This window comes from Azoarcus indigens (assembly GCF_004361735.1).
Lineage (GTDB): Bacteria > Pseudomonadota > Gammaproteobacteria > Burkholderiales > Rhodocyclaceae > Azoarcus > Azoarcus indigens.
On record NZ_SNVV01000026.1, the window covers coordinates 57,659 to 73,010 of the forward strand.

General features: G+C 67.5%; 15 protein-coding genes and 1 pseudogene. 4 read left to right on the plus strand and 12 right to left on the minus strand.

Annotated elements, in window-relative coordinates:
• Positions 1-147: 147 nt before the first annotated feature.
• The 6 genes and pseudogenes from C7389_RS21385 to prpC form a co-directional block, all read right to left on the minus strand.
• A complete protein-coding gene (locus C7389_RS21385) occupies positions 148-744 on the minus strand; it encodes a GntR family transcriptional regulator (RefSeq protein WP_133594697.1) in 597 nt (198 codons plus the stop codon).
• A 556-nt stretch (positions 745-1,300) separates the two neighbouring features.
• Positions 1,301-2,161, minus strand: a complete 861-nt coding sequence (locus C7389_RS21390) for an isocitrate lyase/PEP mutase family protein (RefSeq protein WP_133594698.1) — start codon at positions 2,159-2,161, stop codon at positions 1,301-1,303.
• A gap of 496 nt (positions 2,162-2,657) precedes the next feature.
• Positions 2,658-3,845, minus strand: coding sequence for a 2-methylaconitate cis-trans isomerase PrpF (gene prpF, locus C7389_RS21395; protein ID WP_133594699.1), 1,188 nt, complete (start codon positions 3,843-3,845; stop codon positions 2,658-2,660).
• A gap of 2 nt (positions 3,846-3,847) precedes the next feature.
• Positions 3,848-4,218: pseudogene (locus C7389_RS21400) on the minus strand (endonuclease domain-containing protein).
• Between the two features lie 110 nt (positions 4,219-4,328).
• A complete protein-coding gene (gene acnD / locus C7389_RS21405) occupies positions 4,329-6,941 on the minus strand; it encodes a Fe/S-dependent 2-methylisocitrate dehydratase AcnD (protein ID WP_133594700.1) in 2,613 nt (870 codons plus the stop codon).
• 160 nt (positions 6,942-7,101) lie between these two features.
• Positions 7,102-8,268, minus strand: coding sequence for a bifunctional 2-methylcitrate synthase/citrate synthase (gene prpC, locus C7389_RS21410; RefSeq protein WP_133594701.1), 1,167 nt, complete (start codon positions 8,266-8,268; stop codon positions 7,102-7,104).
• Between the two features lie 859 nt (positions 8,269-9,127).
• On the opposite strand from prpC, the gene C7389_RS21415 reads away from it, so the two are divergent.
• Together C7389_RS21415 and C7389_RS21420 are read left to right on the plus strand one after the other, a co-directional pair.
• The gene (locus tag C7389_RS21415; protein ID WP_246034923.1) at positions 9,128-9,418 is read left to right on the plus strand and encodes a FitA-like ribbon-helix-helix domain-containing protein; all 291 of its coding nucleotides are present in this window, start codon (positions 9,128-9,130) and stop codon (positions 9,416-9,418) included.
• Entirely contained in the window at positions 9,415-9,807 is a 393-nt protein-coding gene (locus tag C7389_RS21420; RefSeq protein ID WP_133594702.1) for a type II toxin-antitoxin system VapC family toxin, read from the plus strand. Before C7389_RS21415 ends, C7389_RS21420 begins: the two co-directional genes overlap by 4 nt.
• Here the strand turns inward: C7389_RS21420 and C7389_RS21425 are convergent.
• The 6 genes from C7389_RS21425 to C7389_RS21450 all read right to left on the minus strand — a co-directional run bounded on the left by C7389_RS21425 (position 9,804) and on the right by C7389_RS21450 (position 13,971).
• Positions 9,804-10,133, minus strand: coding sequence for a hypothetical protein (locus tag C7389_RS21425; RefSeq protein ID WP_211168597.1), 330 nt, complete (start codon positions 10,131-10,133; stop codon positions 9,804-9,806). The two genes, C7389_RS21420 and C7389_RS21425, sit on opposite strands and share 4 nt — an antisense overlap.
• 43 nt (positions 10,134-10,176) lie before the next feature.
• Positions 10,177-10,839, minus strand: coding sequence for a DUF2971 domain-containing protein (locus C7389_RS21430; protein ID WP_133594703.1), 663 nt, complete (start codon positions 10,837-10,839; stop codon positions 10,177-10,179).
• A gap of 61 nt (positions 10,840-10,900) precedes the next feature.
• Positions 10,901-11,341: a hypothetical protein gene (locus C7389_RS21435; RefSeq protein ID WP_133594704.1), complete on the minus strand. Its 441-nt coding sequence runs from the start codon at positions 11,339-11,341 to the stop codon at positions 10,901-10,903.
• 9 nt (positions 11,342-11,350) lie between these two features.
• Positions 11,351-11,899 (minus strand): hypothetical protein, encoded by a 549-nt coding sequence (locus tag C7389_RS21440; protein ID WP_133594705.1) that lies wholly within the window; start codon positions 11,897-11,899, stop codon positions 11,351-11,353.
• A gap of 312 nt (positions 11,900-12,211) precedes the next feature.
• Complete coding sequence (locus C7389_RS21445; RefSeq protein ID WP_133594706.1) at positions 12,212-12,676, minus strand: DUF2269 family protein; 465 nt, start codon at positions 12,674-12,676, stop codon at positions 12,212-12,214.
• Positions 12,664-13,971: an NAD(P)H-binding protein gene (locus tag C7389_RS21450; protein WP_133594707.1), complete on the minus strand. Its 1,308-nt coding sequence runs from the start codon at positions 13,969-13,971 to the stop codon at positions 12,664-12,666. Before C7389_RS21450 ends, C7389_RS21445 begins: the two co-directional genes overlap by 13 nt.
• Before the next feature lie 139 nt (positions 13,972-14,110).
• Here C7389_RS21450 and C7389_RS21455 point away from each other — a divergent pair, with 139 nt between their 5' ends.
• A complete protein-coding gene (locus tag C7389_RS21455) occupies positions 14,111-14,623 on the plus strand; it encodes a hypothetical protein (RefSeq protein WP_133594708.1) in 513 nt (170 codons plus the stop codon).
• Positions 14,624-14,691: 68 nt separating this feature from the next.
• A complete protein-coding gene (locus C7389_RS21460; protein WP_133594709.1) occupies positions 14,692-15,201 on the plus strand; it encodes a CinA family protein in 510 nt (169 codons plus the stop codon).
• The last annotated feature ends 151 nt before the right edge of the window (positions 15,202-15,352 follow it).

Consider the following 15,352-nt stretch of genomic DNA (forward strand, 5'->3'; position numbering starts at 1 on the left):
ATTACCCGCCCGCTCCGCTGCGCTTGGCGCGAACCGGAAGCGCCGGCAGCGCCTCGACTCGAACCACCCGCACCGGACCGCTCGGCGACTACAGACGCCCGCCTGTGCAATTCGACGCCTCAGGCGCGAGCGATGCGCACGCCCCGCTCACGCCCGGTGCAGCGCCACCCCGGCCCGCGCTGGCGGGCAGACCAGCGACTGCCGGCGCTCACCGGCATAGCCCTGCCATATGCGCTGCGCCTGCGCCCCGTCGTGCCGGGCGAGCGCATCGCCCAGCGCGGTGGCGATAGTGGAGAACAGCGCCGCCTCCTTGCGCTGGTAGGCAGGGCCGCCGGCCAGCAGCAGCTTCTCCCGCAACAGCATCACCAGTTCGCTGGCATAACGGTTGCCGGCGGCTTGCAGCAGGGCCTCGTGGGAGAGGGGCGCGGCGCCCTCCTCCTTCAGCGCTGCTTCGTTCAACGCAAAGCCTTCCAGCAGCTCCAGCACGTCCAGCAGCGCCGCCACATCCGCAGCGGAGAATGCCGCCACGCAGCAGCCCCGGCGCGGCTCGATCTGCAGCAGGCCTTCGTGCGCCAGCACTTTCATCGCCTCCCGCACCGGCGTGCGGCTGACGCCATAGCCCTGCGCCAGCCTGGCCTCGTCCAGCGGGCAGCCGGGCGCCAGTTCGTGGGCGAGGATGCGCTCGCGCAGCGAGGCGGCAATGGCTTCGTACAGCGCGTGGGGGCGCAACAGGGCTTCGTTCATTTCGGGGTTCTCCGTTTGCCGGCCTAGAGGCAGTGAATCAGCACCAGGCCCGTCAAAGTGTTTGCAGCAAGTGCGAGCAGATCGCCGCGCGACGCCTCCCGCAGGCAACTACCGCCTCGCGGCAGGGTCCGCCCCCTCCCCCTCGCGGGGGAGGGCTGGGGAGAGGAGGAGCGCCCGTCAGGGCGCCAAGCGGTCGAGCGATCGTCTAGGCGCCAGCGATCGTCTGAGCGCCGTGCCCCCTCTCCCCCGGCCCCCGCTCCGCGCCCCGGCCCTGTGGCATGCATGCCACAGGGCGCTCCGGCGGGCGAAGCGGTGCTTCGCTTTTTCCGCCTACGCCCCGCGAGGGAGAGGGGAGCCAATGCGCGGCTTCGATGGTGGGTACGGATGCCTGCACGGCAAAAAAACGCTGCCGTACCTGCTCCAGCATCTGCGGTGATTCAGTCAGATCAAGCGGCCAAGCGCCTGCCCAGGAGCGCGCCCGAAACCGCTGCCCGATGCCTGCGCCACCAGCATCCGGCCCGGCGGGGCCGACGCCTGCCCGATAGGCCGCCACACCTCACGCATACCGCTCATCCAGCGCATCCCATTCCGGCTTCCCCACCAAGCGCTGGCGTTCGGCGAAGGGCGTGACCAGTCCGCTCGACTCCGTCACCGCCTTCTCGTCGCGCAGCACCGTCAGTGCCTTCTGCATGCCGGCCAGCGCGCCCTGCAGCGCGGCGTTGGCGTAGAGCACGAGGCCGTAGCCCAGCTCGCCCAGTTCGGTGGCGTTGAAGATGGGCGTCTTGCCGCCGATGACCATGTTCATCAGCTGCGGTCGCGGCAGCAGCCGGGGCAGCGCGCGCACCTCCTCGGCGCGGGTCACCGCCTCGACGAAGAGGATGTCGGCGCCGGCCTCGGCGAAGCGCAGCGCGCGGTCTACCGCGGCGTCGAAGCCGTGCACCGCGGCAGCGTCGGTGCGGGCCATGATGAGCAGGTCCGCGTCGCGCCGGGCGTCGGCGGCGGCCTTGACCTTGGCCACCGCTTCCTCGGTGCCGATCACACCCTTGCCGTTGAAGTGGCCGCAGCGCTTGGGCGCCACCTGGTCCTCCAGCTGGATGCAGTCGGCGCCGGCGCGCTCCAGGGTGCGCACGGTGTGATAGACGTTGAGGGCGTTGCCGAAGCCGGTATCCGCATCCACCAGCAGCGGCAACGAGACGGCATCGCGGATGCGGGCGGTGTGGTCGGCAATCTCCGCCAGGCCCATGAAGCCCTGGTCCGGCATGCCGAACCACATGTTGGTGACGCCGGCGCCGGTGATGTAGAGGGCCTCGAAGCCGAGGTCCTCGATGACCTTGGCGGACAGCGCGTTGAAGGCGCCGGGAACGATGACGCCGCGGCGCGCTTCGACCAGCGCTCGGAGTTGCTTGCGGGTGGACATGGTGGGCTCCTGGGTTGGTGTTGGCTCAGGGGGCATGGCCCCGGGTTGTTCGGTTGGTGGAACTGCGGGCCGGGTGGGCCAGCGGGAGGGTTGGAAGCGGGCCGGCCCGGGCTTCCCTCTTCTCCCCCACGCGCAGGCGGAGCGATGCCTCGCCCGCCGGAGCGCCCGGTGGCCAGAAGGCCGCGGAGCCGGGGGCGGGCGAAGAGGAGAAAGGCTCACGCAGCCGCCCCTTAGGGGCGCCCCCTCTCCCCGGCCCTCCCCCGCGAGGGGGGAGGGGGAAAACCTGCGCGGGCAGTCGGGCAGTCGGGCACGCTGGCGACCCGCGCTGGCATGCCGTCGGCTCATCCGGGCTGCGCTCCACCGCGTTCGCGGCTTGTGTCTCAGCAATGCCCTCGGCTTGTGTCTCAGCAATGCCCTCGGCTTGTCTCTTCAGCATTCGCGCTGAGTTGCCGCAGTGGGGAGCGGTGCGCCTCCGGGCGCATCAGCCCCGGCCTCGTCAAAACGCATCCCCCGGCACCCGCACCCAGCCCTCCATCAGCACCCGCGCCGAGCGGCTCATCAGTGCCTTGGTGATCCTCCACTGCCCATCCTCCAGCCTCGCCTCCGCGCCGACGCGCAAAGTGCCGGAGGGGTGGCCGAAGCGGACGGCGCTGCGCGCTCCGCCGCCGGCGGCGAGATTCACCAGCGTGCCGGGGATGGCGGCGGCGGCGGCGATGGCGACCGCGGCGGTGCCCATCATGGCGTGGTGCAGCTTGCCCATGGACAGCGCCCGCACCAGCAGGTCGACGTCGCCGGCGCGCACCGGTTTGCCGCTGGAGGCGACGTAGTCCCTGGGCGGGCCGACGAAGGCGACCTTGGGCGTGTGCTGGCGGCCGGCGGCGTCGGCGGCGTCGCGGATCAGGCCCATGCGGACGGCGCCGTGGGCGCGTATGGCCTCGAACATGGCCAGCGCCCTGGCGTCGCCGTTGATGTCCGGCTGCAGCTCGGCGCCGGTGTAGCCGAGGTCGGCGGCGTTCAGGAAGATGGTCGGGATGCCCGCGTTGATCAGCGTCGCCTTCAGTACGCCGACGCCGGGCACCGCCAGGTCGTCCACCAGCCGGCCGGTGGGGAAAATGGCGCCGCCCTCGCCCTCCTCCGCCGGGTCGAGGAACTCCAGCTGCACCTCGGCCGCCGGGAAGGTCACCCCGTCCAGCTCGAAATCGCCGGTCTCCTGCACCTGGCCGTCGCTGATGGGCACGTGGGCGACGATGGTCTTGCCGATGTTCATCTGCCAGATGCGCACGGTGGCGACGCCGTTGCGCGGCACCCGGGCGGCATCCACCAGCCCGCCGGCCAGCGCGAAGGAGCCGACCGCCGCCGACAGGTTGCCGCAGTTGCCGGACCAGTCGACGAAGGCGCTGTCGATGGCGACCTGGCCGAAGAGGTAGTCCACGTCATGCTCCGGCCGCGTACTCCTGGCCAGGATCACCGCCTTGCTGGTGCTGGAGGTGGCGCCGCCCATGCCGTCGGTCTGCTTGCCATAGGGATCGGGGCTGCCGATCACCCGCAGCAGCAGCCGGTCGCGCGCCGCGCCGGGCTGTTGAGCGGCAGGCGGCAAGTCCTGCAAGCGGAAGAACACGCCCTTGCTGGTGCCGCCGCGCATGTAGGTGGCGGGGATCCGGATCTGTGGCGGGTGGTGGCTCATTCTCAGTTCGTCCTCATGTCCAGGGGTGCTTCCAGCGCGGTCCAGATGGTGCTCAGCACAGCGTCCGCACGGATCAGCACGTCGTCATTCCAGAAGCGCGGCACGGTGTATCCCTGCGCCTGCAGCCAGGCGTCCCGCCGCTCGTCGTGGTGGCTGCCGTTGTGCTGACCGCCATCGAGCTCCACCACCCGCCGAGCGGCTGCTGGCGGCGGAACTTCTGCCCGCCCGGACGGTGCGCCCGCAGGTGGTACCATAGCAGGCGCTCGGCATCGGTCATGTGCTGGCGCAGGTGCTTGGCGAATTGGCGCTGGTGCATGGCTGAGGCCTCTCGAGGAGCTTTTTTCCCAGGGAAGGGATGACATGGAGCAGTCATAAAGCATATCGAGAGAGCCGAGCGGAAGACTGGCGGCGCGATGGTGCTGGACGGCTGCCCCCTCTGCCCCGAGGGGAGAGGGCAGCCCACGCCAAATCCCGCGCCCACGCTCACACCCTCCCCTCCAGAAAATCCTTCGCAAAGCGCTGCAGCACCCCGCCCGCCTCGTAGATGGACACCTCCTCCGCGGTATCCAGCCGGCAGATCACCGGCACCTCCAGCGCCTTGCCGTTCCGCCGGCGGATCACCAGCGTCAGTTCGGCCCGCGGGCGGCGTTCCCCCAGCACGTCGAAGGTTTCGCTGCCGTCTATGCCCAGCGTCAGCCGGGTCGTGCCGGGCTGGAACTGCAGCGGCAGCACGCCCATGCCGATCAGGTTGGTGCGGTGGATGCGCTCGAAGCCTTCGGCGACGATGGCCTCCACCCCTGCAAGGCGCACGCCCTTGGCCGCCCAGTCGCGGCTGGAGCCCTGGCCGTAGTCGGCGCCGGCGATGATGATGAGCGGCTGGCGGCGCTTCATGTAGGTTTCGATGGCCTCCCACATGCGCATCACCTCGCCCTCCGGCTCCACCCGTGCCAGCGAGCCCTGGCGCACGGTGCCGTCGGGATTGCGCACCATCTCGTTGAACAGCTTGGGGTTGGCGAAGGTGGCGCGCTGGGCAGTGAGGTGGTCGCCGCGGTGGGTGGCATAGGAGTTGAAGTCTTCCTCCGGCACGCCCATGCGCGCCAGGTATTCGCCCGCCGCCGAGTCGGCCAGGATGGCGTTGGAGGGAGAGAGGTGGTCGGTGGTGATGTTGTCCGGCAGCACCGCCAGCGGCCGCATGCCGCGCAGCGTGCGCTCGCCCGCCAGCGCGCCCTCGCCTTCGGTGGCCCAGTAGGGCGGCCGGCGGATGTAGGTGCTTTGCGGCCGCCAGTCGTACAGCGGCGAGGCGGCGCGCTGCGTGGCCTTGCGCTCGAACATCGGCAGGTAGACCCGCTGGAACTGCTCCGGCCGCACCGCGCGGGCGACGATGGCGTCTATCTCCCCGTCGTCGGGCCAGATGTCGCGCAGGCGGATCTCGCGGCCCTCGGCCACGCCCAGCACGTCCTGCTCGATGTCGAAGCGCATGGTGCCGGCGATGGCGTAGGCCACCACCAGCGGCGGCGAGGCGAGGAAGGCCTGGCGGGCGTAGGGGTGGATGCGGCCGTCGAAGTTGCGGTTGCCGGAGAGCACCGCGGTGGCATAGAGGTCGCGCGCCACGATCTCCTGCTGGATGTGCGGCGCCAGCGCGCCGCTCATGCCGTTGCAGGTGGTGCAGGCGAAGGCGACGATGCCGAAGCCCAGCTGCTCCAGCTCGCTCAGCAGGCCGGCCTCCTCCAGGTAGAGCTGCACCGCCCTGGAGCCAGGCGCCAGCGAGGTCTTCACCCAGGGCTTGCGCACCAGGCCGAGGCGGTTGGCATTGCGCGCCAGCAGCGCGGCGGCGATGACGTTGCGCGGATTGCTGGTGTTGGTACAGCTGGTGATGGCGGCGATGATCACCGCGCCGTCCGGCATCAGGCCGGCGGCTTCCTGTTCCCGCGCCTGCTCCAGGCCCACCGCGATGCCGCGCTCCTTCAGCGCGGCCACCGGCAGGCGGCGGTGCGGGTTGCTGGGGCCGGCCATGTTGCGCACCACGCTGGAGAGGTCGAAGCGCAGCACGCGCTCGTAGCGCGCCTGCGCCAGCGCATCCGCCCAGAGGCCGGCGGCCCGGGCGTAGGTTTCCACCAGCTTCACCTGTTCGGCGCTGCGGCCGGTGAGGGTGAGGTAGTCCAGCGTCTGGCGGTCGATGTAGAACAGCGCGGCGGTGGCGCCGTATTCCGGGCACATGTTGGCGATGGTGGCGCGGTCGCCGATGGTGAGCGCGGCGGCGCCCTCGCCGTGGAATTCCAGGTAGGCGCCCACCACCTTCTGCTGGCGCAGGAACTCGGTGAGCGCCAGCACGATGTCGGTGGCGGTGATGCCGGGCCGGGGCTGGCCGGCCAGCTCCACGCCGACGATGTCCGGCAGCCGCATCCAGGAGGCGCGGCCCAGCATCACGCTCTCCGCCTCCAGCCCGCCCACGCCCACCGCGATCACGCCCAGCGCGTCCACATGCGGCGTGTGGCTGTCGGTGCCGACACAGGTGTCGGGAAAGGCGACGCCGTCCTGCACCGAGACCACCGGCGACATCTTCTCCAGGTTGATCTGGTGCATGATGCCGTTCCCCGCCGGGATGACATCCACGTTGTCGAAGGCCGTCTTGGTCCATTCGATGAAGTGGAAGCGGTCCTCGTTGCGGCGGTCCTCGATGGCGCGGTTCCGGGCGAAGGCGTCGGGCTCGTAGCCGCCGCACTCCACCGCCAGCGAGTGATCCACGATGAGCTGCACCGGCACCACCGGATTCACCGCCGCCGGGTCGCCGCCCTGCTCGGCGATGGCGTCCCGCAGGCCGGCGAGGTCCACCAGCGCAGTCTGGCCGAGGATGTCGTGGCACACCACCCGCACCGGATACCAGGGGAAATCCCGCTCGCGCCTGCGCTCCACGATCTGCATCAGGCATTCATCCAGGATGGCCGGATCGCAGCGGCGCACCAGGTTCTCGGCATGCACCCGCGCGGTATAGGGCAGTTGCGCCCAGGCGCCGGGGCGCAGCGCTTCCACCGCTTCGCGGGCGTCGAAGTAATCCAGGGCGGTGCCGGGCAGGGGTTTGCGATAGATCTTGTTCATGGATGTGCTCATTGGATGCTCACGCTTCCCTTGTGGGAAAGGGGGAATGGCATTTGAATAGGCGCCGCAGCCCCCTCTCTTCTCTCACGGAAGAAGAGAGACATTGCGCGGCCCCGCTCACACCCATCCCCTTGCCTGCAAGACAAGGCCAGCCCCGCCCTCACCCCCGTTCCTCGATCGGCACGAACTTCAAATCGTCCGGCCCCACGTAATTCGCGCTCGGCCGGATGATCTTGTTGTCGATGCGCTGCTCGATGATGTGCGCCGCCCAGCCGCTGGTGCGGGCGATGACGAACAGCGGCGTGAACATCGCCGTGGGCACGCCCATCATGTGGTAGCTCACCGCGCTGAACCAATCGAGGTTGGGGAACATCTTCTTCACCTCCCACATCACCGCCTCCAGCCGCGCGGCGATGTCGAACATCTTGGTCGAGCCCGCCTCATCCGAAAGCTGGCGCGCCACCCGCTTGATCACCTCGTTGCGCGGATCGCTCACCGTATAGACCGGGTGGCCGAAGCCGATCACCACCTCCTTCTCCTCCACCCGGCGGCGAATGTCGCGCTCTGCCTCGTCCGGGCTGTCGTAGCGCTTCTGGATCTCGAAGGCCACCTCGTTGGCGCCGCCGTGCTTGGGCCCGCGCAGCGCGCCGATGGCACCGGTGATGGCGGAATACATGTCCGAGCCGGTGCCGGCGATCACCCGGCCGGTGAAGGTGGAAGCGTTGAACTCGTGCTCCGCGTACAGGATCAGCGAGGTGTGCATCGCCCGCTCCCACAGCGCCGAAGGCTTCTCGCCGTGCAGCAGGTGGAGGAAATGGGCGCCGATGGAATCGTCGTCCGTCTCCACGCCTATCCGCTGGCCCTTGGCGGACCAGTGGTACCAGTACAGCAGCATGGAACCCAGCGACGCCATCAGCCGGTCGGCGATGTCGCGCGCACCGGCCAGGTTGTGGTCATCCTTCTCCGGCAGCACACAGCCCAGGGCGGACACGCCGGTGCGCATCACATCCATCGGATGCGCCGACGCCGGCAGCCGCTCCAGCGCCTCCTTCACGCTCGCCGGCAGGCCGCGCATGGACTTCAGCCTGGCCTTGTAGGCGCGCAGCTCCGCCCGGTTCGGCAACTTGCCATGCACCAGCAGATGCGCCACCTCCTCGAACTCGCAGCGCTCGGCGATATCCAGGATGTCGTAACCCCGGTAGTGCAGATCGTTGCCCGTCTTCCCCACGGTGCACAGCGCGGTATTGCCCGCGGCAACGCCGGACAGGGCAACGGATTTCTTCGGCTTGAAGCCAGCTTCGGCTGTGGTCGAGGCTGTGGTCGACATAGGCATCTCCTTCGGTGATCGTCCCGCGGCCCGGGAAAGGCCGGCGTGCAATGGCGGCCACTATACGGAAAGGAGATACGCCCCAAGCCATTGAAAAGGCAGAGCTTTGCGAAGCGGCACCTGCGAATCTGCGAATGCTGCGAAAGCGCCACGCAAGCGGCGCCCCCGCCCGCAGCCCGCGCCCCCCTCCAAGCCGGGAGACGCCAACCGCGAACATGGAGAAAACGGAAAAAGCCCGTCCTCGACAGGACGGGCGGAAGGAAATGGCGGGAATGCCGGCCAGGCTCGTGCCCCGGCCCCCGCAGCATCCCGCCGGCAGCCGCCGTTCAGATGAACCGCAGCCGGCAGCGGAAGCCGGCAAAGCTCAAGGACCGGAACCGCGAGGCCGCCGCTGCACCTTCGCCACCCCGCCCTCCTCCACCGCATGCCGCCGCGCCTCCGCCATCGGCAAAGGCCGCCCGTAGGCGTCCACCAGACACTCGGTGGTAAGGCGGGCGAGGTTGAGAAGCGGTGGCGGCCAAAGTGGATCACCGGCAAATGCCCCTTCTCGCACAGGCCGCGGATCACCCCCTTCTGAGGCTGATAACAGGACGGACCGCGCCGGAAGCGGGTCAGAGCAATCCCGATATGGAGCAGTTGAAGGATGACCCAGGCCGCTAATCCGGCCGGAGCATTTGCTTGAGCTTCCGTGGCCAAACGACCGCTATTCCACCCACGGCTGCGCTTGGTCTTTGGAGGAGACTTGTCGCCCAACGCTCACGGTACCTGCGGTCGGAGCACGGAGGGGGCGACAACCAGAGCTTGCTGGCGTCCGCTTGGGCAAGCAGTGAGGTCGCATGCGGTTGCCCGCGCTACCTTGATGTTCGACAATGCAACCGTTTCGGTTGCATTGAGGGGCTTTGCCATGCCGACCTCCCTGACCCTGAAGAATATTCCTGACGCGGTGTACGAACGCCTGAAGGCGGCGGCCGCACTACACCGCCGCAGCTTGAATAGCGAGGCCATTGTTTGCCTGGAGTCTGTGCTGCTGCCAAACCGGGGGGCGGCAGGCGACCGCTTGGCGCGTGCCCGCGAACTCAGGGCGAGCTTAGGACCACTGCAGTTCACCGCCCAGGATATTGATGCGGCGAAGCGAGCGGGGCGCAAGTGATTGTTGTTGATAGCAATATCCTGGCTTATCTGTACCTTCCTGGCGAGTTCACCTCAGCCGCCGAAGGCTTGCTGGAGCGAGAGCCTGAATGGGCGGCGCCTCCGTTGTGGCGCAGCGAGTTCCGGAACATCCTCGGGGGCTATATGCGCCGCAACATGCTGAGTTTTGAACAGGCTCGCAGCCTTCAGGCCGAAGCTGAATCCTTGTTAGAGGGATTCGAGTTCGAAGTGCGTTCGCAAGAGGTAATGGAATTGCTGCGGGACAGCGAGTGTTCAGCCTACGACTGCGAATTCGTGGCGCTGGCTGAACGCCTAGATGTGAAGCTGGTGACAATGGACAAAAAGGTGCTCAGAGCGTTTCCGAGGCGCGCCATTTCCCTTGTGATCTAAGGTTCGCGCTGTGCCGGCGGCAAAGCCGTCCGCTGCAACAAGAGGTCATCCGGCAAGCGCCACCCGGTAGCTACACCGTTTCGCGCAACAACAACGAAGCCGTTGAACCCACGATCAGCGATACGGATCTCGCCTTCCCCGATGTGAGCTGCAGCGAAGCGCGCGGCCTCTTCGATGGGCAACAGCGCACCCAGCTTCCGATGGACCTCCACCAACACCTCTAGCGCGCAAACGTACTCCGTCATGAGCGCTTCGATGTGGGCGCTGTCGTCGACTACCGCCCATTCCCGGCACGCATGCTCGATGGGCGGGAACTTCTGCCTCATAAGTTCGTGGATGCGCCGTGGGTTCATGTCGGAACGTTGAAATTCAGCGACAGCCAAAGGCAGTCCGCCACAATGAGGGGTAGGGGCTTGTCACCACGAGAGTGCCTTGCGTCCGATCCAGCTCGGTCTGAAATATCTCGATGTGTCGAGGAAGGACCGCTGCCAACAATTTACGCTGTTCTGCGCTCACAAGTGGCCCGAGAAGAAGGCGAGTGGCTGGCTGCGGAAGCTGAAAATATTTGCGCGGGACTACCAACCGGTATTCACGTTCATACGCCCACTCTTCTCCTTTTCCCTTAAAGAGGTGATGCATTTCTTCCTGCGTCTGAATCTCCTTGGTAAACACCGATGAGAAGGGGCTGTAGATGACTTCCGACAGATCCACGTGCTGATCTGGAATCTCCACTTCAATCGCGACACCTTTGCAGCCGTCCGCGTAATGAGACCAGAGCAGAAAGTTTGCTGGATCAGCTGACAAAGACGCGATTCGATATTTGTTTCTTGCCTTCTCTATCCGACCAACCATTAGCTTCCGAATACGCGTACCCGGGGAACCGAGGTACACCTCATAACGGCCCTCAAGTGGATCGTTGAGCTCTGCCCAATGGGCACAGTAGAGCCTTTCATTTACCGCAATATCCAAGACATGCCAGAGGTTCTGCAGAGATTTGTACTTGTATAGCCGCAATTGGGAGGCTCCAATCATTTAAGGATCAGTTCCGTCGCAAAAATCGAATTGTTGAATACCATGCCCTGCAAGTTGCTGTTCAGACGTAGGAACTAGGATCAAGGCAAAGTAAAAAGACGTAAAGAGCAGTAGCCATCAGCATCTTGGGTTGCCCGATCCATGGAACGTAGGCTTTAGGCATACGGTCCTCTGGCTGAATGGCCCTCATCTGGATCTGAGGGCCGCCGCTCCTGGCCGCCCCAGGGCGATCCCGTTCGAAATCCGCGTCACGAGCCCGCAAGCATGCTTTACATCCGAGCGACTTCATCGCCAACCTCATCAACTCCACGACAACGCTGAACAGCACCACCGCACCCATACCAAGAATCGCCAACAGCAACTCTCCAAACTGGGAAACGCTGTTCTTCCAGATCGGCGCCCGGAACCAGTTCTCCATTCCGATGAAATCGAGCAGGCGCCGTGCGAGCAGGTAGCCGACCATGGCTGCGATGGCGCCGACGATGATCTTGAGGATGAGCATTGCGCTGGCTCACTTCGTCGCGATCAACTTGTTCACGTCCACGCCCTCGATCAAATCCCCTTCGGTCCAGCCTGGCTCGAAGTATTTCTTGATGATGCCGACGGGGGTGCGCATTGTCCTGTGGTGCTCATCCATTCTTATCCCGGAGAAGGACATGCTTTCGAGGAATGCGGAGGCTTTCCTCAATACGTCTTTTCCCGAGTGGATTTCCAGCCTGCCGCCGGTTTTGAGGATGCGTTTTGCGTTGGTGTAGGTGCTGCATCCCTGCTCCGTCAGGAGAGAGGTGGGCAGGAATTCGAGGATGAGGAGGTCGAAGCGCCCGTCGGGGATGAGGGCGGGCGAGAGCGGTTTTCCGAAGTCGGCGACGAGGTCGGCGGCGCATCTTTCCGCGATGTCGATGTAGTAGGAGGTGCCGGGGCTGTGGTGTTGGTCGGGGTCGTACTGGTACCAGGCCGGAGCAGAGAACTGGATCCTGTCGCCCTTGATTTTGTACTGCGATGCCCAACTCCGCCCGACGACGCAGGTAGTACCGCTGAAGCTCGTGATGTCGCGTGCCATGAAGGTGGATTTCTGCTGGACGGAAGTGGGAGGAAAGTTGGGAGCCGTGTGCGGCGAAGATCCATACCGCATGGGCATGCTAGTTATTTGTACCGCATGCGCACAGGAATTTTTTGGCAATGACGTTGGTGTCGAGAGGCGACACGGGGCGGCCGTGGCCTGAGGTGCCGCGCTTCGGGCAGGGCGGCCGGTTCTCCCCGGCCTTCTCCTGCGTGGGCGGGGAAGCAGGCCGGCGGTGCTTGCGCGCGACCCGAAGCGCGATCAGAGCCGGGGCGGCCCGTGGTGGAAGCGGGCCGCGGCGGCAACAGGCGCTCAGGCCGGCTTGGCGACCATCAGGTAGAACACCGCCAGGAAGGCGATGAACGCCGGGATGCCGAGGGCGAACCACAGGCGGAACAGCCGCCAGTAGCGGGGCGACAGGCCCAGCCTGTCGCGCACCGAGGCCTGGGCTTCGTCGCGCAGCGCCATCTGTATCCGCAGCACCGGCAGCCAGCAGGCGATCGCCACGCCGTACAGCCCGTAGGACCACACCAGCCAGCGGCTCTCCAGCGGGAAGCCGGCGCTGTGGGCCAGCCAGAAGCCGGTGAGGGGCTGCAGGATCACGGTGGTGGCGGTGAACAGCCAGTCCGCGATCACCACCTCCCGCGCCACCGCGGCGACCACCACCGGGTCGCGCCCCAGGCTGGCGCGCAGCAGGTAGAAGGCGGTGCCGATGCCGGTGCCGAACAGCAGGGCGGACGAGAGGATGTGCAGCCATTTCAGCGTCATGTAGTCCATGCCTTCTCCTCCATTTCGTAGAGCAGCCAGATGGCCGCGAGCATGGGCAGGTTCTTGCTCAGGGGGCCATAGGGGTGCAGCCAGAACTCGGGCAGCTTGAGGCTGAGGATGGCGGTGTAGCCGAGGATGAGCGCTGCCTGCAGGGCCCACACCAGCCGGCGCCGGCGGCGGATGAAGGTGAGCAGGCCTAGCACCAGGTCCAGCACCGCCGCGCCGTACAGGGCGATGAGTTGCAGGCGGGTCGGCACGCCGCTGCGGGCAAGCAGCTCCAGGCTGTTGGCGACCGGATACACGCCCAGCGAGACGATGCCGGTGAAGATCCACACCGCGCCTATCGAGGTGCGCAGCGCCGGCAGCAACCAGCCCAGGCGCGCCGCCATGCCCAGCGGCCGGGCCAATGCCGGCGGCACGAATTCTTCCGGCGGCCGCGGCGGCCGGCCGAGCACCCGGGTGAAGGTGGCGGCATCGCCGGTGTTGCCGCGCTCCAGCATCGCCAGCGTTTCGCCATCCACCGGCAAGGCTGGCCATACCGAGGCCAGGCCGGCGCCCCAGCGCGCCAGCGGCGCCGGCACCGCCAGCACGCGCAGGCGGCGGGAGTTGCCCAACGCCCGGCGCAGGATGGCCAGGTAGTCGCGCAGGCCGAGCGGCCGCGGCCCCACCACCTCCAGCCGCGACGGCGCCTGCACGCCTTCGAGCAGGCGGCGCACCGCCTCGGCGACATCGTCCACATGCACCGGCTGTATGCGCTGCCGCCCGCCGCCGGGCAGGGGCACCAGCGGCAGCGAGGCCAGGGTGCCGAACAGGCGGGCGCTGGCGCCCTCCTCCCCATACACCAGCGAGGGCTGCAGCACGGTGGCTTGCAGCGGCAGGGAGAGCAGGAACTCGTCGGCCGCGCGCTTGCTCAGGTGGTAGCGGCTGCGGGCGTCGGCGTCCGCCCCCAGGGCGGAGATCTGCAGCACCCGCTTCACGCCGCAGGCGGTGCAGGCGGCGAACAGGGCGCAGGGCGCCTGCCGGTGCAGCAGGTCGAAGGTCTGGCTGTCCTGCTCGCGGAGGATGCCCACCGCGTTCACCACCGCGTCCATGTCGTTCAGGGCAGGCAGCCAGTCTTCCGGCGTCAGCGCCTGGGCGAAATCCAGCCGCATCCACTCCAGCTTTCCCGCCGCCGCACCGCCCCGGCGGGCGGCGGCACCCTGCGGGTCGCGCACCACCGCCCGCACCGTGTGGCCGTGCGCCAGCAGGCGGTCCAGGATGTGGCTGCCGAGAAAGCCGCTTGCTCCGGTCATCAGTATCTTCATGCCGCGCTCCCAGCAATACCGGACAGGACGGAACGGGGAGGGCCGCACTTTCTTACAGCGGCCCGGCGCCAAGAGGCGCAAGGTGAGCGCTGCCCGCCGGGCGCTGTCCAAGCAGTTTTTCCACATGAAGGAGCCCGCCATGGAAGAACAGACTCCCCTCCTCGTCCGCAGCCTGGCCGCCGGCAGCAGCGCCAGCCTCGCATCCACCGTGGCGCTGGCCTGGGGCGGCAGGCGCGACTGCGCCAGCGCGCTGGCGCCGGTCAACGCGGTGAGCCATTGGCTGTGGCGGGAGGCCGCCCTGCATCAACAGCAGGCCTCCATGCGATATTCGCTCCCGGGCTACGCCATCCACCACGCCATGTCGGTGCTATGGGCGGTGGTGTACGAGAAGACGCTGGAACAGGCAGCGGCAGGCGGCGGGGCGGAGCGCCGCGCCCCTGGCCCGGGCACGATGGTGGCGGCCGGCCTGGGCGTGGCCGCGCTGGCCTGCCTGGTGGATCTGAAACTCACGCCGCAGCGGCTCACGCCCGGCTTCGAGCGCCGCCTGGCCAGCGGGCCGCTGGCGGCGGTCTATCTACTGTTCGGCCTGGGCCTCGCCCTGCCCCGCCTGCTGCGCACGCTGCGCCGCGACTCGCGGCACATGGCTTGCTGACCCTCCGGTGCAAGTCGGCCCTGGAGACCGGCGCCGGGCCTCCGCCCGGGCACAAGAGGGAGCAAGCCATGAACACCATTACCGCCACCGCGCACTTCATGAGCCGGCATGAGCTTCTGCTGGTGACCGCCGAATCCTGCACCGCAGGCCTGATCGCCTCCCACCTGGCCGACGTGCCGGGCGCCGGCCACCTGCTGGACTGCGCCTTCGTCACCTACTCGGAGAACGCCAAGCAGCACTGCCTGGGTGTAAAGGAGGAAACCATCCGCCAGCACGGCCTCACCAGCGAGGAAGTGGCCCGCGAGATGGCCCTGGGCGCCCTGCGCAAAAGCCGCGCCAATCTCGCCATTTCCAACACCGGCGTGGCCGACGCCAGCGGCGACGGCACACCCGCCGGCACCCAGTGCTACGCCTGGGCCTTCCAGACCGACCAGCGGCTGGACCAGGTCGCCGTCTTCACCGAAACCCGCCGCTTCGACGGCGACCGCAACGCGGTGCGGGAGGCGGGTGCGATCTATGCGCTGCTGCGGGTGCCGCACTACTACGAGCAGTTGGCGTCGGTCGCAGCGCCGGAGTGAGGGCTGGCGGGCCGGATGTGATGCCGCCCCCTGCGGGGGCGCCCCCTCTCCCCGGCCCTTGTATGTTTCTCTCCAGCCGATTTTTAATGAACTTGATCTGTAGAGGGACGGGCCGTAGACGCCCCCCTTTCTCCAGATTTCGCGGTTTCGG

What these genes read in the sequence shown, in the direction of transcription:
- C7389_RS21425 (WP_211168597.1), bottom strand. Translation starts at nt 10,133, where the DNA reads ATGAGGCAGAAGTTCCCGCCCATCGAGCATGCGTGCCGGGAATGGGCG.
- C7389_RS21385 (WP_133594697.1), bottom strand. Translation starts at nt 744, where the DNA reads ATGAACGAAGCCCTGTTGCGCCCCCACGCGCTGTACGAAGCCATTGCC.
- C7389_RS21430 (WP_133594703.1), bottom strand. Translation starts at nt 10,839, where the DNA reads ATGATTGGAGCCTCCCAATTGCGGCTATACAAGTACAAATCTCTGCAG.
- prpF (WP_133594699.1), bottom strand. Translation starts at nt 3,845, where the DNA reads ATGAGCCACCACCCGCCACAGATCCGGATCCCCGCCACCTACATGCGC.
- C7389_RS21450 (WP_133594707.1), bottom strand. Translation starts at nt 13,971, where the DNA reads ATGAAGATACTGATGACCGGAGCAAGCGGCTTTCTCGGCAGCCACATC.
- C7389_RS21390 (WP_133594698.1), bottom strand. Translation starts at nt 2,161, where the DNA reads ATGTCCACCCGCAAGCAACTCCGAGCGCTGGTCGAAGCGCGCCGCGGC.
- C7389_RS21435 (WP_133594704.1), bottom strand. Translation starts at nt 11,341, where the DNA reads ATGCTCATCCTCAAGATCATCGTCGGCGCCATCGCAGCCATGGTCGGC.
- C7389_RS21445 (WP_133594706.1), bottom strand. Translation starts at nt 12,676, where the DNA reads ATGGACTACATGACGCTGAAATGGCTGCACATCCTCTCGTCCGCCCTG.
- prpC (WP_133594701.1), bottom strand. Translation starts at nt 8,268, where the DNA reads ATGTCGACCACAGCCTCGACCACAGCCGAAGCTGGCTTCAAGCCGAAG.
- C7389_RS21415 (WP_246034923.1), top strand. Translation starts at nt 9,128, where the DNA reads ATGTTCGACAATGCAACCGTTTCGGTTGCATTGAGGGGCTTTGCCATG.
- C7389_RS21455 (WP_133594708.1), top strand. Translation starts at nt 14,111, where the DNA reads ATGGAAGAACAGACTCCCCTCCTCGTCCGCAGCCTGGCCGCCGGCAGC.
- C7389_RS21460 (WP_133594709.1), top strand. Translation starts at nt 14,692, where the DNA reads ATGAACACCATTACCGCCACCGCGCACTTCATGAGCCGGCATGAGCTT.
- acnD (WP_133594700.1), bottom strand. Translation starts at nt 6,941, where the DNA reads ATGAACAAGATCTATCGCAAACCCCTGCCCGGCACCGCCCTGGATTAC.
- C7389_RS21440 (WP_133594705.1), bottom strand. Translation starts at nt 11,899, where the DNA reads ATGGCACGCGACATCACGAGCTTCAGCGGTACTACCTGCGTCGTCGGG.